The organism is Kutzneria chonburiensis, assembly GCF_028622115.1.
Lineage (GTDB): Bacteria > Actinomycetota > Actinomycetes > Mycobacteriales > Pseudonocardiaceae > Kutzneria > Kutzneria chonburiensis.
The window spans coordinates 127,856-153,437 of the sequence record NZ_CP097263.1 but is presented as its reverse complement, the minus strand read 5'-3'; the positions used below and the strand labels follow the sequence as shown (position 1 = coordinate 153,437).

Here is a 25,582-nt window from a genome sequence, read left to right as displayed (position 1 = left end):
ATTTAGGACGGCATGTTCGGGTGAGCAAGAAATCGCAATGACGGTTGCGCTCACGCCAACCCGCCCTAGTCTGATCGGATGGAACGCCACCAGGGCCACGGCCTGCGCCGTGACATCGAGCTGCTGGAGGCGCTCGGCTCCGCCGAGGCCCAGCGGGCCGGCGGCCTCGGCGTCGTGCGGCTGGCGCAGCTCGTCGGGCGGGAGAAGAGCCAGGTGTCGCGGGCGTTGAAGGCCCTGGCCGACGAGGGCATCGTCGAGCGTGATCCCGACACCCTCGAGTACCGCCTCGGTTGGCGGCTGTTCTCCCTCGTCGCGCGGTCCGTCGAGAACCGCCTGGTCCGGGTGGCCGAGCCGATCATGCGGGGTCTTTCCACCGACCTCGAGGAGACCGTGCACCTCTGCGTGCTTCGCGACCGCCTCGTGCTCACCCTGCTCTCCGTCTCCGGGCACTCCTTCCGGGCCCATGGCTGGGAGGGCCGCGGCGTTCCCGTCACCTGCACCTCCGCCGGCCGGGTGCTGCTGCTCGACTCCACCCCCGACGACCTCTACGTGCGTTTCCCCGCCGGCGTGGAGATCGCCGCCGGCAACTCCACCGTGCGCACGCACGCCGACCTGTGGGCCCGCATCCAGGAGGCCCGCCGCGACGGCTACGCCCGGGTGCGGGAGGAGTTCGAGGACTCCCTCGTCGGAGTCTCCGCCCCCGTCCGCGACTTCCGCGGCCGCGTCGTCGCCGCGTTGAACGTCTCCGCCCCCGCCGAGCGGTTGAGCTCCCGCCTGGACGAGGCCGGCCGCATCACCGCGGCCGCCGCCGGCACCGTCTCGGCCCAGATGGGCTGGGAGGCCCGGCCCGCCCGCCCGACCCAAGCCCGCCTCACCTGACCCCGCTCTCCCACCCACGCACCACCCCCAAGCATTCGGCACATGCGGTCCGGATGTGCCTCAGGGAGGCAAGTACGACGCGCATGTGACATTCGAATGTGCTGGAGAGCGGGACTCGGTGTGCCGGAGAGCGGGACTCGCGGGGGTTGCCCTCAGCGCAACTGGGGTTTCGAATTCCCTCGATTCCTTGTTCCCCCTCTTTTCCGGGTCGACAATTCCCGGCCATGGACGTTGACGGAATCGCCAAGGCGTCGGGAAGCGGGGATCTATTCCTGGCCGGCGAGTGGCGGGCGGCGGCCGACGGGCGGACGTACGGGGTGACCGACCCGGCGACGGGTGCGGTGATCCGGGAGGTGTCGGCGGCGGGCCCGCGGGACTCGGCGGAAGCGGTCGACGTGGCGGCAGAGGCGCTCGACGGCTGGCGGACGACGTCGCGGCGGCGACGGTCGGAGATCCTGCACGACATGCACGCGGCGATGCGCGACCACGCGGACGCGCTGGCCCGGCTGATCACGCTGGAGAACGGCAAGGCCTACCGGGACGCCAAGGCGGAGGTGTTCTACGCGGCGGAGTTCTTCCGGTGGTTCGCGGAGGAAGCGGTGCGCATCGGGTCGAGCTTCGGCGACGCGCCGGCGGGCGGATTCCGCCACCTGGTACGGAAACAAGCGGTGGGTGTGACGGCTTTCGTGACGCCGTGGAACTTCCCGGCGGCGATGGCGACCCGGAAGATCGCGCCGGCGCTGGCCGCGGGCTGCACGGTGATCCTCAAACCGGCGCCGGACACGCCGCTGACGGCGCTGGCGGTGGCGGGGCTGCTCAAGGAAGTCGGTCTGCCGGATGGTGTATGCAGTGTGCTGCCGACCGACCGCGCGGCCGAGGTGGCCGACGTGTGGTTCCGGGACGACCGGGTGCGCAAGTTCTCGTTCACGGGATCGACCGCGACGGGCCGAATCCTGTTACGCCAGGCGGCGGAGCACGTGGTGAACGTGACGATGGAGCTGGGCGGCAACGCGCCGTTCATCGTCTGCCCGGACGCGGACATCGACTCGGCGGTACGCGGCGCGATGGACGCCAAGATGCGCGGCGGCGGCGAGGTGTGCATTGCCGCCAACCGGTTCTACGTGCACGAGGACGTGGCCGACGAGTTCACGGCGAAGTTCGGCGCGGCGATGGCGTCCGTCCGGATCGGACCCGGTCTGGCCGAGGGCACGGAGCTCGGTCCGATGATCAACGAGGCCGCGGTGGCCAAGATCTGGGGCCTTGTCGACGATGCGATCACCAAGGGGGCCAAGGTGGCGGCCCAGGGACCGACGCCGGACGGGCCGGGCTGGTACTTCCCGGCGACCGTGCTCACGGACGTCCCGGAAGACGCCGAGCTGCTGCGCACCGAGGTGTTCGGCCCGGTGGCCCCGATCCTGACCTACCGGGACGAGAACGAGATGCTCAAGCGGGCCAACGACGCCGAGCACGGCCTGGCGTCCTATGTGTACTCCGGCAGCCTCGAGCGGGCGCTGCGCATCGGCGACCGGCTCGACGCGGGCATGGTCGGACTGAACCGGGGGCTGATCTCCGACCCCGCCGCCCCGTTCGGCGGCGTGAAGCAGTCGGGACTGGGGCGAGAGGGCGGGCGCGAGGGTATCGACGCCTTCCTCGAGACGAAGTACATCGCTGTGGACTGGCCGAACATCCCCTGACAGAACAGGATCGCCACATGGCAACGAAGCCCGGCACCGACAGAGCCACCGCCCGCGTCCGCCTCAAGCTCACCCTGGCCACCCAGGTCGGCGAGGGCATCGACGGCTACATCCTGGGCGGCCTCGGCGCGGTGGTGCCCGCCGTGACCACGGCGCTGCACATGTCGGCCTGGATGGTCGGCCTGATCGGCTCGTCCGCGCTGGTCGGCATCTTCGTCGGCGGACCGCTGTTCGGCTGGTTCGCCGACCGCTACGGCCGCCGCATCGTCTTCCTCACCGACATGCTGATCTTCCTGGTCGGCTCGGTGGCCCAGTTCTTCGTGCAGGACGCGTGGCAGCTGTTCCTGATCCGGCTGCTGATGGGCATCGCGATCGGTGGCGAGTACGCGATCGGCGCGCCGCTGCTGTCGGAGTACGCGCCCAAGGCCAACCGCGGCCGGCTGCTGGCCAGCCTGGAGGTCAGCTGGTACGTCGGCTACATGGTCGCCTTCGCCGTCGGCTACGCGCTGGTCGACGTGCCGGACGGGTGGCGGTGGACGTTGGCCAGCAGCACCGTGATCGCGGTGATCTGTGTGTCGCTGCGGGGCGGCATCCCGGAGTCGGCGCGCTGGCTGCTGAGCAAGGGCCGACGGGCCGAGGCGGAGGCGCTGATCGAGCGCTTCGGCATGGACGTCGACGTCGACACCGAGGTCGCGGATGCCGAGCCCCGCAACAGTTTGCGGGCCCTGTTCACCCGGGAGCACCTGCGCAGCACCATCTTCGCCAGCACGTTCTGGGCTTGCCTTGTGCTGCCGTACTTCGCGATCAGCACCTTCTACCCGCAGGTGCTGGCCGCGCTCGGTCTCGGCGCTGACGCGTTGGCGGGTTCGTTGGCCAGCAACGGTTTCGCGGTGCTCGGCGTGGCCGTCGGCTGTCTGCTGGTGGAACGGATCGGGCGGCGCAAGCTGCTGATCCCGCCGTTCTGGATCACGGCCGTGGCACTGGCGGTCGTCGGGATCTGGCCGAATGCGCCGATCGCCGTCGTGGTGATCTGCTTCCTGGTGTTCTCCTTCCTCAACGCGGCGTCCAGCGCGCTGACCGCGGTGTACCCGCTGGAGGTGTTCCCGACTTCGATCCGCACCACCGGCGTCGGTTTCGCCACCGCGATGAGCCGCGTCGGCGCGGCGATCGGCACTTTCCTGCTGCCGGTCGCGCTGACCGAGGTCGGCGTCGGGTTCACGCTGCTGATCGGCGCGGCGGTGCTGGCCATCGGCGGCCTGGTGTCGCAGTTCCTGGCGCCGGAGACGACCGGCCTCGACCTCAGCCACGCGGTGCGGGCGGCTCACAAGGCGCCGGTCAGCGCCAGTTGACGCCGGCGGCGATGAGGATCTTGCGGAGCTGGCCCGCGCTGAGGCGGATGCCCTCGGCGCGGACCGCCTCCGCGAGCGCGGCCAGCGTCCACGGACGCTGGATGGCGACCGCGACGATCCGGTCGCGGTCGTGATCGCTGATGCGGGAGCGGCGGCCGGAGCCCGGCTGCGCCATCAGGCCGGGCACACCCTGCTCGTCGAAGGTGGCCAGCCAGCGCTTGACGGTGTGCGGGGTGAGGCCGGCGTCGCTGGCGATCGAGGTCACCGAGCCGCCGCGCCAGGCCGCGATCACCAGTTGGGCACGGCGGGCCCAGGCGTTGGCGCCGGCGCCGTCCGCGAGCGAGCGGATGGCGTGCTCTTCCCAGGCACCGATCGGTGGTCTGACTGCGGACAGTGGCATGTCATCACCCATGCGTTACTTGAATGTTCACGTGAACCTAGCAACGAAAAGATGAACATTCAAGTGATCGGATAGGGTCTGCCCGTGACCCCCACCCGCGGCTGGCTGAACGAACAGCAGCTGGCCACCTGGACCGCGTTCAACCGGGTGCTGGCCCGGCTGCCCGCGGCGCTCGAGCCGCAGCTTCAGCAGGACGGGCAGGTCAGCTACCTGGAGTACTACGTGCTGGCGCGGCTGTCCGACCAGCCGGCGCGGACCTGCCGGATGACCGCGCTGGCCGATCTGGCCAACGCCGAGCTGTCCCGGCTGTCGCACCTGGTCCGACGGCTGGAGCGGCGCGAGCTCGTCCGACGTGAGCCCGATCCGGCCGATCGCCGCTCCACCAACGTGATCCTCACCGACGCCGGCCAGTGCCTGCTGACCTCGATCGCCCCCGCGCACGTGGACCGGGTGCGGGACCTGGTGATCGACTCCGTGGACGACATCGCCGCGCTGGAACGCGTCTGCCAGCGGATCCTGGACCGGATCAGCACCTGTTGAGGGGGACCGAAGTGCAGTTGGTGGAGATCACCGACGCGAACCGGGAGGCGGTCTGCGCGCTGCGCGTGCATCCCGGGCAGGAACGGTTCGTGACGGGCGTGGCGCGGTCGCTGGAACAGGCGGCGGCGATTCCCGAGGCGGAGCCGTGGTTTCGGGCCGTGTACGCGGGCGACGAGCCGGTGGGGTTCGTGATGCTGAGCTGGAACGTGCCGCCGGGACGGCCGGGGATCCTGGGGCCGTACTACCTGTGGCGACTGCTGGTCGACGGGCGGTTCCAGGGACTGGGCTACGGGACCGCGATCCTCGACGCGGTCGTCGCGCTCGTTCGGGCCGACGGGGCGACGGAGCTGCTGACCAGCCATCATCCGGCCGAGGACGGCCCGGGACCGTTCTACCGGAAGTACGGTTTCGTGCCGACCGGCGAGGTCGACGACGGGGAACCGGTGCTGCGCCTGGACCTCACCGCTCCCCACCTTGCCTAGCCTATCGACTTTCGATAGATTCCCATCGGAAGTCGATCGAAGGGGTGGGCCATGGGCAAGGTGGCTGTGCACGCGCTGCGCGTCGTGCTGGCGGTGGTGTTCGTCGGCACCGTGCTGGTGCAGGCGTTGATGGTGTGGGCGATGTTCACCAAGCCGGACGACGGGTCGCTGCCGCTGACGCAGTTCCGGATCGTCACGATCATCGGTCTGATCACCGTTGAGGTGACGCTGTTCTGCGTGTGGCGGCTGGTGGCGATGGTGCGCCGCGGCACCGTGTTCTCCCACGCGGCCTTCCGATACGTGGACGTCGTGATCGGCGCGATCGTGGCGGCCGCCCTGGTGTGGTTCGCCGTCACGATCATCAACGCCCCCGGCCAGCGCGACGACCCGGGCGTCAGCGTGATCATGGCCGGCATCGGCCTGGCCATCCTCGGTGTCGCGCTGATCGTGTTCGTGCTGCGCCAGCTGCTGGCCAAGGCCGTCGCCCGCGACGTCGAGGCCTCGCAGCTGCGGGCCGAGCTGGACGAGGTGATCTGATGCCGATCGTCGTCGACATCGACGTGATGCTGGCCCGCCGCAAGATGTCCGTCGGCGAGCTGGCCGACCGCGTCGGCATCACGCCGGCCAACCTGGCCGTGCTCAAGAACGGCCGCGCCAAGGCCGTCCGCTTCGCCACCCTGGCCGCCCTGTGCGACGTGCTCGAATGCCAGCCGGGCGACCTGCTCCGCTGGGAAGCCGAGGAGGTCGAAGAGTCGATCGCGTGACCGGCCGGCTACTTCGTGCGCCGAACGGCTTTGTGTCACTGTGTCGAGGTGGCGGGCGGGGTAGCGGCGGCGCGATGGCGGGACGTGGCGGCGGTGGGCCAGTTCCGCGTGCTGTGGCTGGCCCACGCGCAGTCGAGGATCGGCGATCAGCTGGCCCGGGTGGCGCTGTCGGTGCTGGTGTACGACCGCACGCACTCGCCGGCCTGGACGGCCCTGACGTACGCGATGACGATCCTGCCCAACCTGGTCGGCGGCACGCTGCTGGCGGGACTGGCGGATCGGTTCGACCGAAGGTCGGTGATGGTGGCGGCGGACGCCACCAGAGCGGCTTTGGTGGCGTTGATGGTGGTGCCGGGGCAGCCGATCGCGGTGCTGGTGGTGCTGCTGTGCCTGGTGCAGCTGCCGTACGCGCCGTTCTCGGCGGCCCGCAACGCGGTGCTGCCGGCGGTGCTGGACGGCGACCGGTACATGGCGGGCCTGGCAGTGATGCGCACGACCGACCAGCTGGGCCTGGTCGGCGGCATCGCGATCGGGGCGACGCTGGTGACGTACCTCGGCACCTCGACGACGCTGGTGATCGACGCGGCGACGTTCGCACTGTCGGCGCTGCTGATCCAGATCGGCGTCCGGAGCCACCGGCCGCCGAGGGCTGGGCACCGCACGCGGCTCAAGGCGGGGCTTCGCGTCGTGGCCAAGGATCCCCAGCTCCGGGCGCTGGTGGCGATCGCCTGCGTGAACGGGTTCTACGTGGTGCCGGAGTCGCTGGCGGTGCCGTACGCGGCGCAGCTCGGCCAGGGCACGGCGGCGGTGGGCTGGCTGCTGGCGGCGGTGCCGGCGGGCTCGATCGTGGGCATGATCTGGCTCAAGAGCCTGCGCCCCGACCTGCGGCTACGGCTGATGGCACCGCTCACCGTGGCGACCTGCGCGGTCCTGATCCCGAGCGCCTGGGCCCCCGTGCTGGCGGTGTCGGCGGTGCTGTGGGCGGTGTCGGGCCTGGCCAGCGCGCACGACATGGTGGTGCAGGGGACGTTCGTCCAACGCGTGCCGGACGCGTCGCGTGGGCAGGCGATCGGCCTGGCCAGCGCGGCGATGCAGGCCGCGCAGGGGTTCGGCATCGTGCTGGCGGGCCTGCTGGCGCAGATCCTCACGCCGGCCGCCGTGGTCGGACTGGCGGGGGCGGCCGGCGTGGTCGCCGCCGTCGCCGCCGGTGTTGCCTGGCGACGCGCGGCGAGCTGAGAATCCGCCGAACGGGTCACTTCCAGGTGTTCTCACGCCAGGTGTTCTCACGCATTGCCGCTCACCTCCTCGCTGACAAGGCGGGTGCCCTAGAGACGCTGGGCCAACCGGGTGCGGTTCATATGGTCTCCTACCAGCGCAGACTCCGGCTGCGCCAGTCGGTTACCCTGCTTGCGTGGGATGGGTCCGCGGCTTCGAGGTGTGGACCACGCCTCGGCACGTGCTGGCGTACGTGCTGGTCGTGGACGCCCTGGCGCTGATCGCGACCGGGTCGACGGCCGCGCTGTTACCCGTCACGGCCACCGACTGGATCCGCCTCGGCATCCTCGCCGGCTGCGTCATCGCCCACATCGAGCTGTCCCGGTCCATCGAGCGCGCCCGCAAGCTGGCCTCCGGAGCCGGTCCGTTCGTCGACGGACTGACGGTGTGGCACTTCACCGCCGTGCTGATCCTGCCCGCGCCGCTGGCCACCGCGCTGGTCGTGTTCACCCAGACCTACGTGTGGTTCCGGGTCTGGCGTGGCCGGCGGCCGCTGTACAAGTGGGTGTTCAGCGCCGCGACCGTGCTGCTGGCCACGCAGGCCTCCGCCGTGCTGCTGCTGGCCGCGCCCGGGCCGCACCCCGGCATCCCCACCGGCTGGATCGGCATCGGCTTCATCCTGGCCGCCGCCCTGCTCCGGTGGCTGATCAACTACTCCCTCATCCTCGGCGCCATCCTGGTCTCCTCGCCCGACCTGCGGGCCGGCCAGATCGTCGGCGAGTTCGGCGAGCAGGTCCTCGAGGCCGGCGCCATGGGCATCGGCCTGGCCGCCGCCGGGCTCGTCGAGTACGACCCGCGGCTGCTCATCGGCGTGGTCATCGGCCTCTACGCCCTGCACCGCAGCGTGTTGCTGCCGCAGTTCCGCCGCGCCTCCCAGACCGACGGCAAGACCGGCTTGTACACGCCCAACTGGTGGCACCAGATCGCCGAGGGCGCCTTCACCCGGGCCGAGGCCGAGCGCACCTCGCTCGGCGTGCTCATGCTCGACCTCGATCACTTCAAACGGCTCAACGACACCCACGGCCACCTCGCCGGCGATCAGGTGCTCCGCGCCGTCGCCGACGCCATCACCGACGCCGTCCGCTCCTACGACGCCGCTTGTCGTTGGGGCGGCGAGGAATTCGCCATCCTGCTGCCCGATGTCGGCCCCGAGGAGCTGCACGAGATCGCCGAGCGGCTGCGGCACCGGGTCCGCTCCCTCGTCGTCGACATCCCGTCCGACGGCAAGGTCACCGACCAGACCGTCTCCATCGGCGGCGCGCGCTACCCCAGCCCCGGCATCGCCAGCCTCTCCGACCTCCAACTGGCCGCCGACGCCGCCCTCTACGCCGCCAAGGCCGCGGGCCGCGACCGCGTCCGCCTCGCGCCGCCGTCGATCTGACCGCGGTGGTGCCGGTCGTGCGGGAGTCGTAGGTTCGAAGGTGTGACGGACCGTGATCCGGCTGAGCGCATGGTGGCAGCGGCGCAGGCCTGGCTGGACAGCCTGGACGAAGAGCAGCGCGAAGCGGCGCAGTGGGCCTGGCCAGCGGAGGAGGAACGCCACCGGTGGTACTACACGCCGACGGATCACGGGGGTCTGCCGCTGGCGAGAATGGCGCAGCGGCAGCAACAACGGGCGATGAAGCTGGTGGCGGCGGGGCTGTCGAGGCCGGGCTTCGTGACGGTGTCGACGATCCTGGGCCTGGAGAACGTCCTGGACCAGCTGGAAGGCTGGCAGGTGGACTGGGAGCGGGAAAGGGGCCGGGACCCGCAGCTGTACTACCTGAGGGTGTTCGGGGAGCCGACGATGGAAGGCCCCTGGTCGTGGCGGTTCGGCGGCCATCACGTGTCGGTGCAGCATGTTGTACTGAACGGGACAGTTCAGGGAAGCACGCCGACGTTTCTCGGGGCGGACCCGGCGGCGTCACCGTTGCTGGGCGGGCATCTGCTGCGGCCACTGGGGGCGCTGGAAGACCTGGCCCGGGAGCTGGTCAGGAGCCTGGACGATGAGCAGACCGCGAAAGCGGTGATCAGTGCGGTGGCGCCGACGGACATCGTGACGGGGAACCGGCCGCGCGTCGGCGAAGGCGACAAGGCGCTGGCGCTGGCCGAGGTGTGGCGCGGGCGGTTCGACGACCCGAAGCTGAACAACGCGGTGGCGGAGTTCCAACGTCAGGCCGATCAACACATCGGCATCACCGAGGAGCACCACGATCAGCTGAGCCTGACGGCGAAGCCGAAGGGCGTCAACGCGGCGGAAATGTCGCCACAGCAACGGGAGCAGCTACGAGCGGTACTCATGACGTTCCTCGGCCGCGCCCCGGACGAGCTGGCCGAGCGGGAGGCGGCGAAGTTCGCGGGTGACGCGATCAAGGACGTGAGCTTCGCCTGGGCGGGCTCGACGGAACCGGGCAAGCCGCACTACTACCGGCTCCAGGGCCCGCGCCTGCTGGCCGAGTACGACAACACGCAGCGCGACGCCAACCACGTGCACACCGTCTGGCGGGACCCGCTCAACGACTTCGGCGACGACGTGCTGGCCCAGCACATCGCCAGGTACCACCGCTGAGCAGTGCAGGGAAGGCCGTGCGGGTGGCGCATGGAGGGACGCCACCCGCACGGGTCTTCGCACGGCTCAAGCCGTGCCGGCGCAGGTCACTTCTCGCCTTCCGCCGTGAGCCAGGCGGCGAGCCGGGTCTGCGCCAGGCGGACGTCGGGACCGGGCAGCAGGGCGGTCTGCCCGGGGACGCCGCCGAAGAACTGGGCGGTCGGGTCGGTGATCACCTGACGGGTGTCCTGCCGCGCGTCGAGCACGGTGCGGATCCACTCGTCCAGGCCGAATGCCTCCGGCCCGGCGATCTCGAAGATGCCGTTGAACGGGTCGCCGGCGGCGGTGCGCGCGACGGCGGTGGAGACGTCGGCGGCGGCCATCGGCTGCGCCTTCGCCGCCGGCAGCCGGACGGCGCCATCCACGGTGCAGGTGTCGGCGATGCCGCCGGCGAACTCGAAGAACTGGGTGGCCCGGATGATCGTGTGCGGCAGCCCGGCGGCCCGGATCAGCCCCTCCTGCGCGACCTTGGCCCGGTAGTAGCCGATGTCGGGCATCCGGTCGATGCCGATGATCGACAGCGCCACGTAGTGCCCGACGCCGGCCTCCTCGGCGGCGGCCAGCAGATTGGTGGTGGACGTGGTGAAGAAGCTCATCACGTCGTCGTCGGCGAACGACGGCGAGTTGGACACGTCGACCAGCACGTCCGCGCCCTGGAGCACCTCCTTGAGGCCCTCGCCGGTGAGGGTGTTCACGCCGGTGCTCGGCGCGGCCGGCACCACCTCGTGGCCCTCCGCCCGCAGCTTCGCCACGGCGTTCGAGCCGATCAGCCCGGTGCCCCCGATGACCACGATCTTCATCTGTGTTCCCTTCCTCGTTGGCTCACCAGCTAGGACAGGACAGAGGCTCGGTTTGTGACACCGTCCCGGAGGAAAGCCTCCCGTGGATGCTCCACGGCGGCCAGCGAGACGATGTCGCGGCCGAAGACGGCCGCGGTCAGCCACACCGCGAGCACCCGGATCTTGCGTTCCCAGGTCGGCACGGCCAGCACGTGGTAACCGCGGTGCATCAGCCAGGCCGGCGGCCCCTTGATGGTGATCTTCTTGTACTGGAATATGCCGCGCCCGAGGCCGAGCGTGGCCACCGAGCCGAGGCTGTGGTGCACGTACGCAACCAGGGGCCGCTTTCGTAGCGCGGCGGCGATGTTGCGGGCCAGCAGTTTGCCCTGCCGGAACGCGTGCTGGGCGTTGGGCACGGTGTATGTGCCGGGCACGGCCAGGTCCGGCACGGCGGCGTCGTCACCGGCGGCCCATGCGTCCGGCACGATGTCGGTCTCGGTGCCGACCCGCAGGTCGGGCCGCACGATGATCAGGCCGCGCGCGGTGATCGGCAGGTCGGTGTGCGTCCTGACCACAGGGTTGGCGTCGTTGCCGGCGGTCCACACGATCAGGCCGGCGTCGACCGTGCTTCCGTCGGTCAGCACGACCTCGCCGCCGACCGCGGACTGTACGGTGCAGTTCAGGTGCACAACTGAACCGCGGCGTTCAAGTGAGCGCACGACCCAGCCCCCGGCCTTGGCCGACACCTCGGGCAGGATCCGCCCGGAACCCTCGACCAGGTGGAACCGCGGCTCCGAGGCCGAGATCTCCGGATACCGCTTGAGCAGCGCCGATGCCAGGGACAGCAGCTCGCCGAAGCCCTCGACACCGGAGAAGCCGCCGCCGACGAAGACCACCGTGAGCAGCTTGCTCCGCTCAGGGCCGGGCGGCAGGACGGCCGCGCGGTCGAACGAGGTCAGCAGTTGGTCGCGGATGGCCACGGCCTCCTCGACGTGCTTCAACCCGATCGCCTGCTCGGCGATGCCCGGCACCGGGAGCCGCCGGGTCACCGCGCCGGCGGTCACCACGATCACGTCGTAGTCCAACGAAAACTCGGCCCCGTCCGGCGGCTGCACGACGACGGTCCGGCCGGCGTGGTCGATCTTCCGCACCCGGCCGGCGATCACCTTGGTGCGCCGCAGATGCGAGCGCATCGACACGGCCGCGTGCCGCGCCTCGATCGAGCCGGCCAGCACCTCCGGCAGGAACGGCTGGTAGGTCAGATACGGCCGCGGATCGACGACCGTCACCGACGCCTCCCCCGCCCGCAGCCGCTTCTCCAGCCCACGGGCGGCGTAGAAGCCGGCGTAGCCGCCGCCGACGATCAGAATCCGCTTCATATCAGGTGGACAAGACAGGCCGGTCAAAAGTGACAGGGTGTGATCGGCGACTCAGCTGTCACAGATCGTGGTCGTGTCCGGTCCTAGCTGGTGCACAGCGTCGCCGACCAGGAGGCTGCCTTGAGCACCCAGCATGACCACTACCTGCCCAACCCGTACGCCGACGGGCCACCGCCGCAGATCGACCTGCTCTCGACGGTCACCGGCGTGCCGCAGATCGACGACCACGCCGAGGCCATGACCATCCACGTCACGCTGCCGCCGGGCAGCCCGGGCGCGCCGCCGCACCGGCACTCCGGCCCGGCCTACGGCTACGTGCTCAAGGGCGAGATCGTCTTCGAGCTGGAGGGCGAGCCGGCCCGCGTGGTCAAGGCGGGCGAGACGTTCTGGGAGCCGGGCGGCGACGTCATCCACTACCAGGACGGCAACAACCTGGCCGACGCGGAGTCGCAGTTCGTGGTGACGATGTTCTGCGTGCCGGGTCAGCCGATGATGATCCCGGTCAGCGCCGAGGAGCTCGAGCAGCGCAAGGACCGACGGGCATGACCAAGACGTCGCTGACCGCGGTGGCCCAGGGCCAGCTGGACACCGCGCGCAACTGCCCGCAGAACCGCAGCGCCCGGACCGTGCACGGCGGTCACGAGCATTCCTTGCGTCAGACGGTGATGGCGCTGCTGGCCGGCGAGCACCTGCACGAACACGAGCACGGCGGCGACACCACGGTGTTCGTGTTGCAGGGCCGGGTCCGGCTGGTCGCGGGGCGGGACAGCTGGGAGGCGGTGCCGGGCGACCTGCTCGCGCTGCCCGACCGGCGGCACCGGGTCGAGGCCGTGACCGACGCGGTTTTCCTTTTCACCAACGCGGTTTCCGTTGGCGTTCAGTCCAACGGATGAAGCCCGACTGATCCGTCGGGACGGGGAAGGCGGCCGGGCTGGCGTACGCTGCGAGAGGCAGCACGCCGCCCGGCTCTGCCGTGCGCCCCGGCGAAAGGGATCAGCATCCATGGAGACCCTGGACGACGCCACCGAGGTCTTCGCGCAGGTGCGGCCGCGGCTGTTCGGCATCGCCTACCGGATGCTGGGCAGCGCGGTCGATGCCGAGGACCTGGTGCAGGACGTCTGGATCCGCTGGCAGACCTGCGACCGGTCGGTGGTCGAGAACCCGGCGGCCTACCTGGCCACCACGACCACCCGGCTGGCCATCAACGCCACCCAGTCGGCCTACGCGCGGCGGGAGAGCTACGTCGGGCCGTGGCTGCCGGAGCCGGTCGACACCTCGGCCGACCCGCAGCTGGGGGCCGAGCGTGCGGCGGCGCTGGAGCTGGGTGTGTTGCTGCTGCTGGAAAAGCTCACGCCGAACGAGCGGGCGGCCTATGTGCTGCGGGAGGCGTTCGACTATCCCTACGAGCAGATCGCCGAGATCGTGCAGACGACCGAGGTGACCGCGCGACAGTACGTGAGCCGGGCTCGGAAGCATCTCGCGGCCGAGCGCAAGGCCCCGGTCGACCCGTCCGAGCAGCGGCGGCTGCTGACCGCGTTCGTGCAGGCGGCGCAGGCCGGTGACCTGAGCGCGCTGGAGGAGCTGTTCGCCGAGGACGTGGTCAGCTACTCCGACGGCGGCGGCGTGGCCCGCGCGACCAAGTACGTGGTCACCGGGGCCGTCGCGGTGGCGAAGTTGGTGCGCGCCTGGGGTTCCAGCGACTTCTGGGACGGACTGGAGATGGAGCTCGCCGTGCTCAACGGCGCGCCGGGCATGGTGCTCAAGAAGGCCGGTGAGACGGTCGGTGTGGTCGCCGTGGACGGCGCGACCCACATCGACCAGGTGATGTGGGTGATCAACCCGCAGAAGCTGACCGCGGTGTAGGTCCACAGTGGACGGCGGCCGCACGGCCGCCGTCCAGCTCACACGCGGACCGGCGACAACCCGAGGCGGGCCACCACTTCGGTGGTGGCCTTGGACATGTTGAACGTGTAGAAGTGCACGCCCGGCACGCCTTCGTCGATCAGGCGCTGGGACAGCTCGGTCACGATGTCGATGCCCTCGGCCCGGAACGCCTTCGGGTCGTCGACCAGCGGGTCCAGCCGCCGCGCCAAGGCCGGCGGCACCGGCGCCCCGGACAGCTCGACCGTCTTGAGCAGCGTACGAACGGTGGTCAGCGGCAGAATGCCCGGCAGCAGCGGGGCGTCGCAGCCGCGGGCGGCCATCCGGTCACGCAGCCGCAGGAAGTCCTCGGCCTCGAAGAACAGCTGGGCGATGGCGAAGTCCGCGCCGGCCCGGAACTTCCGCACCAGGTACTCGGTGTCGGTGTCCAGGTCGGCCGACCGCGGATGCCCGTACGGGAAGGCGGACACGCCGACGCAGAAATCGCCGAGCTCGCGCACCAGCGAGACCAGCTCCTCGGCGTAGGTCAACCCCTGCGGGTGCTTGACCCACTCGCCGTTGGGGTCGCCGGGCGGGTCGCCCCGCACCGCCAGCACGTTGCGCACGCCGACCGCCGCGTACCAGCCGATCACGTTGCGCAACTCGGCGACCGAGTGATCCACGGCCGTCAGGTGGGCCATCGGCAACAGCGACGTCTCCTGCACCACACGTCCCGTGGTGCGGATCGTGCGGTCGCGGCTCGACCCGCCGGCGCCGTAGGTCACCGACATGAACGCCGGCTCCAGCCCCTCCAGCTGCCGGATCGCCAGCCACAGCTTGTGCTCGTCGGCCGCGTCGCGGGGCGGGAAGAACTCGACCGAGAACACCGGTCTCGGCCCCTGCAGACGGTCCAGCACGTGTGCTTCCACCGCGTGTCTGCTCCATTCTCGTGGCGGGCCTCGTCAACGGACCCTATCCGGCCGTGCTCAAGGACGGGTTGTGGGCGGCTTGCGCCGCCCACAACCGTGCGGTCACGCCCGCAGCTGCCCGGTGGCTTCGACCAGGTTCTCCAGCGTGGCCTTCACTTCGGGGTAGCCGCGGGTCTTCAGCCCGCAGTCCGGGTTCACCCACAGGCGCTCGGCCGGGAACGCCGCCATCGCCTTGACCAGGTGACCGGCGATCTCCTCGACCGACGGGACGCGCGGCGAGTGGATGTCCCACACGCCCGGGCCGGCCTCGTTGGGATAGCCGGCGGCGGCCAGGTCGGCGACGATCGCCATGTTCGACCGGGCCGCCTCCAGGCTGATCACGTCGGCGTCCATGTCGATGATCGCCTCCAGCACGTCGCCGAACTCGGCGTAGCACATGTGCGTGTGGATCTGCGTCTCGTCGCGGACGCCGGAAGTGGCCAGGCGGAAGGCGGTCACGGCCCATTCCAGGTACGCGGCCCGGTCCGCGGCCCGCAGCGGCAGCGTCTCCCGCAGCGCCGGCTCGTCGACCTGGATCACCTTGACACCAGCGGATTCCAGGTCGACCACCTCGTCACGCAGGGCCAGCGCGACCTGCCGGGCGGTGTCGCCCGCCGGCTGGTCGTCGCGGACGAACGACCAGGCCAGCATGGTCACCGGGCCGGTCAGCATGCCCTTGACCGGCTTGTCGGTCAGGCTTTGCGCGTAGGTCGCCCATTCGACGGTCATCGGGGCCGGGCGGAACACGTCGCCGACGATGATCGGCGGGCGGACGTAGCGGGTGCCGTAGGACTGGACCCAACCCTGTTGCGTGGCCAGGAATCCGGCCAGCTGCTCGCCGAAGTACTGGACCATGTCGTTGCGCTCGGGCTCGCCGTGCACCAGCACGTCCAGCCCGATCCGCTCCTGCTCGGCGATCACCGCGCGGATCTCGGCCCGCATCGCCGCCCGGTAAGCGTCTTGGTCGAGTTGGCCATTACGGAGCGCGGCCCGGGCCTTGCGCAGCTCGGCCGTCTGCGGGAACGAGCCGATCGTGGTGGTCGGCAGCTGCGGAAGCGTGAGCTGCTCCCGCTGGGCCTTCGCGCGTTGGTCGTAAGCGCTGCGACGGACATCGGGGATGACCCGCTCGCGGACGGCCGGCACCTTGACGATCGGCGAGGACGCCCTCGACGCCAGCCGGGTTTCGTTGACGTGCAAGACAGTTCCGATGGCCGCGCGACCCTCGGTCAGGCCACGGCGCAGCGTGACGATCTCCTGCACCTTCTGCCGCGCGAACGACAGCCAGCCGGCGATCTCCGGGTCCAGGTCCGTCTCGAGGGTGACGTCGTAGGGCACGTGCAGCAGCGAGCTCGACGCCGCCACGTCGACGGAAGCGGCCAGGCCGAGCAGCGTGCCCAGGACGCCAAGGGCTTCGGACAGGTTCGCGGCCCAGATGTTGCGGCCGTTGACCACGCCGGCGACCAGGCGTTTGTCCTGGATGCCGCCGATCGCGGCCAGCCCCTTGAGGTTGTCCCCCGCGGTGAAGTCCATGGCCAGGCCCTCGACCGGCGTCCTGGCCAGCACCGGCAGGGCGTCGCCGAGGCCGTCGAAGTAGGAGGCGACCAGGATCTTCGGGCGATTCGTTGCCGCGGCAAGGGTTTCGTACGTCTCGGCGACCTTGTCCAGCACGTCGGACGGCTGGTCGGCGACCAGGGCCGGCTCGTCCAGCTGCACCCAGTCCGCGCCGGCTTCGCGCAGCTGCCGCAGCAGGTCGACGTACAGTGGAACGATCTTGTCCAGCAGGTCGAGCGGCGGGAAGTCACCGTCGAGGTTCTTGGCCAGCAACAGGAATGTCACCGGGCCGACCAGCACCGGTCGCGTCACCACGCCCTGCTCAAGCGCCTCGGTGAACTCCTCGAGCGGCTTGCTGGCGTCCAGGCTGAATGTGGTGTCCGGGCCCAGTTCCGGGACCAGGTAGTGGTAGTTGGTGTCGAACCACTTGGTCATCTCCAGCGGCGGCGCGTCGGCGGTGCCACGGGCCATCGCGAAGTAGCGGTCGAGGCGGCCCTTCTCGGTCGACACGTCCGGCACGGCGTCGATGTGCCGCCGCGGGATCGCGCCAAGCAGCCAGGCCGTGTCGAGGACGTGGTCGTAGAGCGAGAAGTAGTTGCTCGGGATCTCGTCGATGCCGGCGGCGCGCAGCTCGGCCAGGTTGTTCAGCCGCAGCTCACGGGCCGCGCCGAGCAGCGCGTCGGCGTCGACACGGCCGGCCCAGTAGGCCTCGATCGCCTTCTTCAACTGCCGGTCCGGGCCCTGCCGCGGATATCCGTGCAGAGTGCTGCTTGAGGTCACGGGGCTCTCCTTCGCGAGTCCACGTGGACCCGCGGACACGCCGCGACCAGCCCCTTGTCGAGGCTCGACACCGACCCGCCCGCGAGGTCTCGGCCTGCGCCCCACGGTCGCGGGGCGCACAGCGGGCAGGTCTTCGGACTCGCGGGCGTCGTGCTCGTGCCTACTGGCCGTCGCTTCCCAAGCCTGTCGGCTCAGTGCGTGTGACGGCGGTCGTTCCCACTCACCGCTGCGGGGCAGTCCCGGATTCGCACCGGATTCCCTCTTGCGACGACCGCCCCGGGTGGGACGGCCGAACCAGCTGCCCGGCCACTGTAGCCGGTCCCCCTGGTGGGCGGTCCACCCCGTGGACCGCTAGGGTTAACACCGTTAACTCACGAGGAGGCTTCGATGCGGGTAGCGGTGGCCGGTGCGTCCGGCGTGATCGGGACGGCGCTGACGCCGGTCCTGCGGGCCGCCGGGCACGAGGTGCTGCGGCTGGTCCGGCGGCCGGCCGCGGCCGCCGACGAGCGGTCGTGGGATCCCGACGCCGGCACCATCGCCGACGGGGCGCTGGACGGCGCCGATGCCGTGATCAACCTCTGCGCGGTCGACACCACCGAGAAGCGGTGGACGCCGGCGTTCAAGCAGGAGCTGCTGGACAGCCGCGTCGTTCCGACCCGCGTGCTGGCCGAAGCCGTTGCCGCCCATGGCATTCCCGCGCTGCTCAACAGCTCCTCGGTCGCCTACTACGGCGACACCGGCGACCGCGTGATCACCGAGTCGGAGCCGGCCGGCCGTGGTTTTCTGGCCGAGATGGACCGTGACCGCGAGGCGGCCGTCGCCGCCGCCGGTGACGCGCGGGTGGTGTCGCTGCGGACCGGGATCGTGCTGTCGCCTCGGGGCGGGCTGCTCGGGCAGCTGCGGCCGATGGTCGCGTGGGGCTTCGGCGGGCGGATGGGCTCCGGGCAGCAGTACCTGTCGTGGATCTCCCTGCACGACGAGGTCGCCGCCATCCAGTTCGCCTTGGAGCACAACGAGATTCGCGGGCCGCTCAATCTGTCCGGGCCCACACCCGTGACCAATGCCGAGATGGTCCGGGCCGTCGGGGAGCTGCTGCGCCGGCCGACGCCGTGGGTGTATCCGGCCTGGCTGCTGCGGGCGTTCGCCGGCGAGCTGGCCGACGCCGGGGCGCTGACCGGTCAGCGGGCCGTGCCCGATGCCCTGCTGCGGCACGGCTTCTCGTTCCGTCATGCCACGGTCGGTGACGCCCTCGCTGGTGCATTCGGGTAATCCGGGCCCGCTCGCGCCGTCGGCGTGCCAGGCTCTGCCGGTGGACATCGACGCCCTCATCACCCAGATCGGCCCGCTGGCGACCGCCGCCGTCGCCAAGTGGGGCGAGTCCGCGCTGACCAAGGCGTCCGACACCGCCGCGACCGAGTCGGTCAAGCTCGGCCAGCGGCTGCTGGCCCGGATCTTCAGCCGGGCCAAGGCCAAGGAGCCGATCAAGGCCGCCGTCACCGACCTGGCCGCCGCCGTCGACGACCCCGATTTCCAGGCCGCGCTGCGGGCGCAGATCAAGAAGCTGCTGCGCGAGGACGATGCCCTGGCCGCCGAGCTGTCCGAGATGCTGGCCAGCAGCGCCACCGAGCGGGGCATCTCCATCGGCGGCGACAACACCGGCATCGTCTCGTCCGGGGACGGGGCGATCAACATCCAGCGAAATGGCTGACAACTCCGGCATCGTCTCCACCGGCGCCAACGCGATCAACATCCAGTACCTGGCGCCGTCCGCGCTGGTCCGGACCCAGTACCACCGGCAGGTCGAGCGCATCGCCCCGCCGGCCCTCACCGACCGCGCCGCCGAGCTGGCGGAACTCGCCGCCTTCTGCACCTCGTCCACCGGCTACGCCTGGTGGCGGGCCAAGGCCTGGTCCGGCAAGTCCGCCCTCATGTCGTGGTTCGTGCTGCATCCCCCGCCCGGCGTGCGGATCGTCTCGTTCTTCATCACCGCGCGGCTGGCCGCCCAGAACGACCGCAACGCCTTCGTCGAGAACGTGCTCGAACAGCTGCTGGCCCTGCTCGGCGAGTCCATGCCCGCCTTCCTCACCGAGTCCACCCGCGAGGCCCACCTCCTCGACCACCTGAGCCGCGCCGCCGCCGCGTGTTCTTCGCGCGGCGAGCATTTCGTGCTCCTGGTCGACGGTCTCGACGAGGACCGCGGCGTCGACGAGCACAGCATCGCCGCCCTCCTCCCCCTCTCCCCTCCTCCCGGCATGCACGTCCTCGTCGCCGGCCGTCCCAATCCGCCCGTCCCCGGCGATGTCCCTGCGCACCACCCGCTTCGCGACCCCTCGATCATTCGGGAGTTGACCCCTTCGCCCCGGGCCCAGGCGTTGCGCGTCGAGATGGAGAAGGACCTCAAACGCCTGCTCCTGAACCCCGATTCCCGTGATCTTCTCGGTCTCGTCACCGCCGCCGGCGGCGGCCTTTCCGCCGCCGATCTCGTGTCGCTCACCGGTCAGCTCTTGTGGGAGATCGACGGCCAGCTCCAGACCATCGCCGGCCGCAGCTTCGCCATCCGCGACCCGTACTACTCCACCGAGGCCCCTTCCGCTTACCTGCTGGCGCACGAGGAACTCCAGCTCACCGCCTTGGACATGCTCGGCCCCGTACGTCTCGCCGGTTACCGGGATCGCCTCCACACCTGGGCGCACGGCTACCGTGACCGCCAGTGGCCCGCCGACACTCCGGAATACCTGCTACGCGGCTACTTCCGCATGTTGATCGCCACCGACAACATCCCCGAGCTGTTGTCGTGCGCCACCGACACCCACCGCCAGGACCGCCTGCTCTCCCTCACCGGCGGCGACACCGCTGCACTGGCCGAGCTCCGCTCGGCCATGGAAACCTTGGCCGCCAAGGAAAATCCCGACCTGGTGGCGTTGACCCGGCTGGCCATCCACCGCGACCACCTCACCGAACGCCACGCCGACGTCCCGGTGGAACTGGCTGCCGCGTGGGCCGCCCTGCGCAACTACGACCGCGCCGAAGCCATCGCCGACTCCATGGCCGCGCCGGACGAGCAGGCGGCGGCGCTCGCTCAGGTGGCCAAGGCGATGCTCGCTGCCGGCATTCGCGACCGGGCCATGGAACTGCTGGACCGTGCCGAACGAATCGCCAGGACCGCCACCGACTACGAGGAGCGGGCCGAGGCGTTGTCGGCCGTGGCCGTGGCCCTGGTGAAGGCCCGCGAACCGGATCGGGCCGAGGCGCTGGTCACCGACATCAACCCGGTCGAGGAACGGGACGAGGCCATGTCCAAGGTGGCCATCGCGCTGGCCGCCGTGGGCGCCTACGACCGGGCCGAAGCACTGTTCGGCGCCATCACCGCCCCGGAGTACGAGGTCGATGCGCTGATCGCGCTGGCCCCGACGCTGGGCGACGACGCGGTCGAACGGGTCCGAGACGCCATTACCGCGCATATGGCGTGGAATCCACGCCATCGGATGCAGCCGTTGGCCGCGCTGATCACCGAACTGGTCGGCGGCGGTGCCACGGATAAGGCACACGACCTGCTGCGTTGGGCACGGAAACTGGCCGCGCAAGCCACGGACGCGGCGTCGCGGCGTTTCCTGGCCGAGGCCTTGGTCGCGGTCGGCGAGCTCGACGAGGCGGAGACGACCGCGCGGACGGTCGGTGATCCCGTCGAACGGGCCGCCGCACTGGTCACGGTGGCGAACGGGCACAGGGGCCGGGCGGCGGAGCTGCTCGACCTGGCCCGGCGAACTCTGCCGGCCCCGCCCGATGACGATGACGACGTGCTGGTCTCGATTGCCGACGGGTTCGCCCGAATCGGCGACACCCGCGCGGCGGCGGCCGCCGCCGACGGCATTCTCGATCAGCGGCACTCGACGAAAGCGCTGGCCCGCATCGCGATGACACTGCTCGATGGCGGCCACCGCGACCAAGCCATCGCGTTCGTCACCCGGGCCGAACAGCGGGTCCACGGCGAGTCGGCCGGCGTCCGCGGCCGCCTTGAGGCCTCGGCTCGAATCGCGGAAGCACTGGCCATGGCCGGCGACCACACCCATGCGGCCGAGGTGATCGGACGGGTGGACACCCATGGGCTGTCGTTCACCGCGGCGCACGAACTCGGTGTCGCGGTGGCGCTGGGCGGGGATCTCGAACGCGGTTTGTCCATCGCCGTGCGCCAGGACCGGCTGATCATCGATGGTCTGACCACGGTCGCGGCTCGGCTGGCCGAGGCCGGCCAGCTGTCGTCGGCCCTCGACGTGCTCGGCCGCGCCGCCGGCTACGCCGACAACCCGGGCCTGCCGTGGAACACGGTGAACGGCCTGGTCCGGATGCTGGTCTCGGTCGGCGCGGTGGACCGCGCCGAGCAGGTGGCCAGGGCCATGCCCCGTGACGACCTCCGCTCGGAGCTGCTGGCGACCTTGGCCATCGCGGCGGCCGAGAACGACAGCGGTGGTCGCGCGGTCGAACTGGTCGAGCGGATCGCCGATTCGCTGGACCGGCCCGATGTCCGGACGGCGCTGGCCGGCGTGCTGGCGCTGGCCGGGCAGTTCGATCGCGCCCTCGAAATCGTGCCCAGGAGGCGGAATCGCATGGCTCGCGACGCGTGGCCGGCGATGGCGTGGGCCTTCGCACGGTCGGGCCATCTCGACGCGGCCATGCAGGTCGTCGATTCCCTTCGTGAGCCGGACACCCGGCACCGCGCCTTGGCGAAGGTGGCGCACGCGACCGCCCTCGCCGGACAGGTCGAGGCGGCGGTGGAGCTCAGTCACATGGTTGACGACCCCAGTGCGCTGGTGGACGTCGTCAAGGCGGTGGCGGCCGCCGGCGACCTCGAGCGGGCCGAGGAGGTTGCTCGGACGATCAGCGATCAGCGGCGTCGTGGCGAGGCGTTGCTGAAGTTGGGGCTGGTGGCCGAGGCGTTGACGCTGACGGACTGGCGTCTGGCGGTGCCGGACGTGGTGAAGACGGCGCCGGATGCGCTGGCGGAGATCTTCGGGGAGCTGGATCGCGTGTACGGCCGGTCAGCTGAGGTGTGACGGGCGGTAGTGGACCTCTACGACATGGCCGGGGTGCGCCAGGGTGGCGGCCAGTGGGTCACCCGGGTGCGACGGGACCTCCCGTGGGACGAGCATTCTCGGTGTCAGAACCGAGTCCCACGAAGGAGATCCGAGATGTCCGTCACCCGTTTCCAGCTGCGCTCCACGCTCACGCCGGCCGAGGTCATGGCCGTGCTCACCGACTTCAGCCCGGCCCGTGCGCAGCGGTGGCCGTCGATCGACGCGGAGCACTTCCAGGTGCACGGCCAGGGGGAGAACTGGGCGGAGGTGACCGAAGGCACGGCGGCCGCCTGGGAGCGGGCGCGCTACGAATGGAGCGCCGACCGGGTCACGGTGACCACCCGCGAGTCGAAGCTGTTCGGGACCGGCGGGGGCTGGGTGTTCGCGCTCACGGCGGACGACGGCGGCACCAAGGTCGACGTGGAACTGACCAGGGAGCCGCACAACGTCAAGCAGCGGCTGCTGGCCGCCGCGTTGCCGCTCGTCGGCGTCGGCCCGCTGCGCAAGTCGTTCGAGGCGGCGCTCAAAGGGCAGTAGCCAACTCGCGCCGCGAGGTGATGCCGAGCTTGGTGAACACCTTGCGCAGGTGCCATTCCACGGTACGAGGGCTGAGGAACAGCGCGGCCGCGATCTCGGGATTGGTCTTGCCGGCGACGGCGAGACGGACGATCTGCGCCTCCTGCGGCGTGAGCTCCTCCTCGGCGGCCGAGCCGGAACGCTTGCGGACGGTCTCGCCGGTGGCGGCGAGCTCACGGGCGGCACGGGCGGCGAAGCCCGTGGCCCCGGCGGTCTGGAACGCCTCGTGGGCCGGGCGCAGGAAATCCCGGGCGTCGGCGCGGCGGTTCTCCCGGCGCAGCCACTCCCCGTACAGCAGCCGGGCCCGTGCCTTGGGAAGTTCCAGCGGCAGCAAGTCGATTGCCGCGCGGAAGGTCTCGTCGGCCGGCGTGACGAGGGCATCGGCCAGCGCGTGCGTGCCGTCAGCCCAATCCGTGCCGGTCTGTTCGGCCAATCGATCACGGGCCTCGGCCGCGGCCGCCACGTCGCCGGCGTGGGCGGCGGCCTCAACGAGCTCGGCCCAGGGGGAAATCCCGAGGTGCCCCACGGCATTCGCCGCCGCGGCCTGCGCGGCGGCGTATCGGCCGAGGCCGTTGTTCAGCACCGCACGGGCGTGGTCGGCCATCGCGGTGAGCCGCCCCTCGCCGCGCTCGACGGCGTCCCGCATCGCCGCGTCGATCAGCTCCAGCGCCGGCTTTTCCTGTCCCTGCAAGGCAACGAGCAACATGGCAGCCAATGGATCACCGGCCAGCCCGGTGGCCTCCTGAAGGCCGCGGGCCTCATCGAGCAGCGTCGCCGCGTCGGCCAGGCGGAGATCAGCCAGCAATGCGCCGGCCCGCGCGGTCAACGCCGTCGGCAGCACGAACAGCGCCCCGGCGCTCCGGGCGGCGTCCAGCGCGGCCGAGGTGATCCGACGCCACGCGTCGGCGTCCCAGACCTCCTGGGCGGCCGGCGCGGTCAGCCACAGCAGGCCGAGATCGTCGGTCAAAGCGGCCCTGAGCTGCGTATTGTCGCCCAGCGCCCAGCCCGACAACGCCGTCAGCAGCCGCCCGGCCGGATCGTCCCCGGCCGGCAGCGACCGGGCCGCCTCGGCCACGGCCTTCACGCCATCACCGGCATGGATGGTTGCGCCCAACGCCGTCAGATACGTCTCTCGCGCCGCCCCCAAGTCCAGGTCCGCCAGCTTCCGCGCGGCGGCCAACAACGGCGGAGCGGCATCCCGGCCACGGTTGACGGCGAAGGCGACCTGGGCCCGTAGCCGCTCGACCCCGGCCTGCTGCAACGGCTCCAACGGCCCAAGTTCCGCCGCTGCCAACAACTCCGGCACCTTGGCCGGGTTGCCGGCGGCGAAACTGGCCGCCGCCGCGGCCAACGCCCGGGCAGCCCGCGGCTTCGGGTCGGCGGTCAGCTCGGCCGCCCGTTCCAGGAAGGCGGCGGCCGCGGCATGCCCGCCGCGCGCCCGGGCTCGATCGGCCGACTGCTCCAACTCGGCCGCGACTTCCTCGTCCAGCCCGAGCGTCGCATGGGCCCGGTGCCAGGCCCGCCGGTCGGGGTCCTGGTGCGGATCGGTGACGTCGGCAAACGCTTGGTGCACGGCACGAAGCCGGGCCGGCGTGGCCGACCGCCAGCTCGCCGACCGTACGAGCGGATGCCGGAACCGCACGCGGGCCCCGAGTTGGAGCAGCTCGGACGACTCAGCCGCCGCAACGGCCTCCGGCCCGACGTTGAGGCGCTCCAACGCCCGCCACAGCAGCGGCACGTCGCCCAGCGGCTCGACGGCCGCGGCCAGCAGCAGCGTCTGGGTGTCGGCCGGCAGCTCGGCGATGCGCCGCTGGAAACCCTCTTCGATCCGGTTGGCGATCGGCATAGCCCGTCCACCGAAGCCGAAAGCCAGCTCGGCCGGCGACAAGCCGCGCGGAAGTTCCAGCAGCGCCAATGGGTTTCCCTGCGTCTCGGTGACAATCCGGTCCCGCACACGGGCATCCACCGGCCCCGGCAGCACGGAATCGAGCAGCGCACGGGCATCCCCGTCCGGCAGGCCGTCGACCCGCAGCTCGGGCAGCCCGCCGAGCAGCTGCTCGTCGCCCGGGGTCCGCGCGGCGAACACCAGCGCGACGGACTCGGCGTCCAGCCGCCGGGCGACGAAGGTCAGGATCACCTCGGACATCCGGTCCAGCCACTGCACGTCGTCGACCACGCACAGCAGCGGCCGCTCGGCGGCGGCCTCGGCCAGCAGCCCCAGCACGGCCAGCCCGATCAGCAGCACGTCCGGCGTCGGCCCGACCCGCAGGCCGAAGCCGATCTCCAGGGCCTGCCGCTGCGGCTCGGGCAGCCGGGCCACGTACTCCATCAGCGGCGCGCACAGGCGTTGCAGCGTGGCGTAGGCGATCTCGCTCTCCGGCTCGACGCCGACGGCCCGGGACACGCTCTCGGCCGGCATCGTCTCGGCCAGGTAGTCCAGCAGCGCGGTCTTGCCCGCGCCGGCCTCGCCCCGCAGCACCAGGACCCGGCTCTGACCGCCGCGGACGTCCCGCAGCAGCCGGTTGAGGGTTTCCTGCTCGCGTCGTCGTCCCAGCAGCACGTCGGCGAGCCTACCGACGTCCACTGCGGACCAGCGGCGGCTGGCGGGATCCGTGGGGTGGCGCTGTTCTGTACTTGCGGGTCCATT

The 25,582-nt window shown here is 71.1% G+C and carries 23 protein-coding genes and 1 riboswitch; of the genes, 17 read left to right on the top strand and 6 right to left on the bottom strand.

Annotation, left to right across the window (positions count from 1 at the left end):
• Window positions 1-78: 78 nt before the first annotated feature.
• The 3 genes from M3Q35_RS00785 (at window position 79) to M3Q35_RS00775 (ending at window position 3,922) form a co-directional block, all read left to right on the top strand.
• Window positions 79-879, top strand: a complete 801-nt coding sequence (locus tag M3Q35_RS00785) for an IclR family transcriptional regulator (RefSeq protein ID WP_273939611.1) — start codon at window positions 79-81, stop codon at window positions 877-879.
• Between the two features lie 224 nt (window positions 880-1,103).
• Window positions 1,104-2,573 (top strand): NAD-dependent succinate-semialdehyde dehydrogenase, encoded by a 1,470-nt coding sequence (locus tag M3Q35_RS00780; protein ID WP_273939609.1) that lies wholly within the window; start codon window positions 1,104-1,106, stop codon window positions 2,571-2,573.
• A 17-nt stretch (window positions 2,574-2,590) separates the two neighbouring features.
• On the top strand, window positions 2,591-3,922 hold the full coding sequence (locus M3Q35_RS00775) for an MFS transporter (RefSeq protein WP_273939608.1): 1,332 nt from the start codon (window positions 2,591-2,593) through the stop codon (window positions 3,920-3,922).
• Here M3Q35_RS00775 and M3Q35_RS00770 read toward each other — a convergent pair.
• Complete coding sequence (locus tag M3Q35_RS00770; protein WP_273939607.1) at window positions 3,909-4,322, bottom strand: helix-turn-helix domain-containing protein; 414 nt, start codon at window positions 4,320-4,322, stop codon at window positions 3,909-3,911. The two genes, M3Q35_RS00775 and M3Q35_RS00770, sit on opposite strands and share 14 nt — an antisense overlap.
• 84 nt (window positions 4,323-4,406) lie before the next feature.
• On the opposite strand from M3Q35_RS00770, the gene M3Q35_RS00765 reads away from it, so the two are divergent.
• The 7 genes from M3Q35_RS00765 to M3Q35_RS00735 all read left to right on the top strand — a co-directional run bounded on the left by M3Q35_RS00765 (window position 4,407) and on the right by M3Q35_RS00735 (window position 9,931).
• Window positions 4,407-4,862, top strand: coding sequence for a MarR family winged helix-turn-helix transcriptional regulator (locus M3Q35_RS00765; RefSeq protein ID WP_273939606.1), 456 nt, complete (start codon window positions 4,407-4,409; stop codon window positions 4,860-4,862).
• Window positions 4,863-4,873: 11 nt separating this feature from the next.
• Window positions 4,874-5,344, top strand: a complete 471-nt coding sequence (locus M3Q35_RS00760) for a GNAT family N-acetyltransferase (protein ID WP_273939604.1) — start codon at window positions 4,874-4,876, stop codon at window positions 5,342-5,344.
• A 51-nt stretch (window positions 5,345-5,395) separates the two neighbouring features.
• Window positions 5,396-5,881 (top strand): DUF2975 domain-containing protein, encoded by a 486-nt coding sequence (locus M3Q35_RS00755; RefSeq protein ID WP_273939603.1) that lies wholly within the window; start codon window positions 5,396-5,398, stop codon window positions 5,879-5,881.
• Window positions 5,881-6,108: a helix-turn-helix domain-containing protein gene (locus tag M3Q35_RS00750; protein WP_273939602.1), complete on the top strand. Its 228-nt coding sequence runs from the start codon at window positions 5,881-5,883 to the stop codon at window positions 6,106-6,108. Before M3Q35_RS00755 ends, M3Q35_RS00750 begins: the two co-directional genes overlap by 1 nt.
• Window positions 6,109-6,156: 48 nt before the next feature.
• Window positions 6,157-7,344: an MFS transporter gene (locus M3Q35_RS00745; RefSeq protein ID WP_273939601.1), complete on the top strand. Its 1,188-nt coding sequence runs from the start codon at window positions 6,157-6,159 to the stop codon at window positions 7,342-7,344.
• Window positions 7,345-7,519: 175 nt separating this feature from the next.
• On the top strand, window positions 7,520-8,764 hold the full coding sequence (locus tag M3Q35_RS00740) for a GGDEF domain-containing protein (RefSeq protein WP_273939600.1): 1,245 nt from the start codon (window positions 7,520-7,522) through the stop codon (window positions 8,762-8,764).
• A 42-nt stretch (window positions 8,765-8,806) separates the two neighbouring features.
• On the top strand, window positions 8,807-9,931 hold the full coding sequence (locus tag M3Q35_RS00735; RefSeq protein WP_273939599.1) for a DUF3500 domain-containing protein: 1,125 nt from the start codon (window positions 8,807-8,809) through the stop codon (window positions 9,929-9,931).
• 86 nt (window positions 9,932-10,017) lie between these two features.
• Here M3Q35_RS00735 and M3Q35_RS00730 read toward each other — a convergent pair whose 3' ends face one another.
• The gene (locus M3Q35_RS00730; RefSeq protein ID WP_273939597.1) at window positions 10,018-10,770 is read right to left on the bottom strand and encodes an SDR family oxidoreductase; all 753 of its coding nucleotides are present in this window, start codon (window positions 10,768-10,770) and stop codon (window positions 10,018-10,020) included.
• Window positions 10,771-10,799: 29 nt separating this feature from the next.
• Window positions 10,800-12,128 carry an NAD(P)/FAD-dependent oxidoreductase gene (locus M3Q35_RS00725; RefSeq protein ID WP_273939595.1) on the bottom strand — a complete coding sequence of 443 codons (1,329 nt, stop codon included), beginning with the start codon at window positions 12,126-12,128 and terminating at the stop codon, window positions 10,800-10,802.
• 120 nt (window positions 12,129-12,248) lie between these two features.
• Here M3Q35_RS00725 and M3Q35_RS00720 point away from each other — a divergent pair, with 120 nt between their 5' ends.
• The 3 genes from M3Q35_RS00720 (at window position 12,249) to M3Q35_RS00710 (ending at window position 13,991) form a co-directional block, all read left to right on the top strand.
• Window positions 12,249-12,674, top strand: a complete 426-nt coding sequence (locus M3Q35_RS00720; protein WP_273939593.1) for a cupin domain-containing protein — start codon at window positions 12,249-12,251, stop codon at window positions 12,672-12,674.
• Window positions 12,671-13,021 carry a cupin domain-containing protein gene (locus M3Q35_RS00715; protein ID WP_273939591.1) on the top strand — a complete coding sequence of 117 codons (351 nt, stop codon included), beginning with the start codon at window positions 12,671-12,673 and terminating at the stop codon, window positions 13,019-13,021. Before M3Q35_RS00720 ends, M3Q35_RS00715 begins: the two co-directional genes overlap by 4 nt.
• 109 nt (window positions 13,022-13,130) lie before the next feature.
• Window positions 13,131-13,991: a sigma-70 family RNA polymerase sigma factor gene (locus M3Q35_RS00710; protein ID WP_273939589.1), complete on the top strand. Its 861-nt coding sequence runs from the start codon at window positions 13,131-13,133 to the stop codon at window positions 13,989-13,991.
• Window positions 13,992-14,029: 38 nt separating this feature from the next.
• Here the strand turns inward: M3Q35_RS00710 and M3Q35_RS00705 are convergent, their stop codons facing one another.
• Both M3Q35_RS00705 and metE read right to left on the bottom strand, forming a co-directional pair.
• On the bottom strand, window positions 14,030-14,905 hold the full coding sequence (locus M3Q35_RS00705; RefSeq protein WP_273939588.1) for a methylenetetrahydrofolate reductase: 876 nt from the start codon (window positions 14,903-14,905) through the stop codon (window positions 14,030-14,032).
• Between the two features lie 114 nt (window positions 14,906-15,019).
• Window positions 15,020-17,287: a 5-methyltetrahydropteroyltriglutamate--homocysteine S-methyltransferase gene (gene metE / locus M3Q35_RS00700; protein ID WP_273939587.1), complete on the bottom strand. Its 2,268-nt coding sequence runs from the start codon at window positions 17,285-17,287 to the stop codon at window positions 15,020-15,022.
• A gap of 107 nt (window positions 17,288-17,394) precedes the next feature.
• Window positions 17,395-17,601, bottom strand: a riboswitch (cobalamin riboswitch).
• Window positions 17,602-17,674: 73 nt separating this feature from the next.
• On the opposite strand from metE, the gene M3Q35_RS00695 reads away from it, so the two are divergent.
• The 4 genes from M3Q35_RS00695 (at window position 17,675) to M3Q35_RS00680 (ending at window position 22,896) form a co-directional block, all read left to right on the top strand.
• Window positions 17,675-18,556, top strand: a complete 882-nt coding sequence (locus M3Q35_RS00695; RefSeq protein WP_273939584.1) for a TIGR01777 family oxidoreductase — start codon at window positions 17,675-17,677, stop codon at window positions 18,554-18,556.
• A 40-nt stretch (window positions 18,557-18,596) separates the two neighbouring features.
• Window positions 18,597-18,995, top strand: a complete 399-nt coding sequence (locus M3Q35_RS00690; protein WP_273939582.1) for a hypothetical protein — start codon at window positions 18,597-18,599, stop codon at window positions 18,993-18,995.
• A complete protein-coding gene (locus M3Q35_RS00685; RefSeq protein WP_273939581.1) occupies window positions 18,988-22,338 on the top strand; it encodes a P-loop domain-containing protein in 3,351 nt (1,116 codons plus the stop codon). The genes M3Q35_RS00690 and M3Q35_RS00685 overlap by 8 nt, the downstream gene beginning before the upstream one ends.
• Window positions 22,339-22,473: 135 nt before the next feature.
• Window positions 22,474-22,896, top strand: a complete 423-nt coding sequence (locus M3Q35_RS00680; RefSeq protein ID WP_273939579.1) for an SRPBCC family protein — start codon at window positions 22,474-22,476, stop codon at window positions 22,894-22,896.
• On the opposite strand, the gene M3Q35_RS00675 is transcribed toward M3Q35_RS00680, so the two are convergent.
• Window positions 22,883-25,495 carry an AAA family ATPase gene (locus M3Q35_RS00675; protein ID WP_273939578.1) on the bottom strand — a complete coding sequence of 871 codons (2,613 nt, stop codon included), beginning with the start codon at window positions 25,493-25,495 and terminating at the stop codon, window positions 22,883-22,885. The genes M3Q35_RS00680 and M3Q35_RS00675 overlap by 14 nt on opposite strands.
• Window positions 25,496-25,582 lie beyond the last annotated feature (87 nt).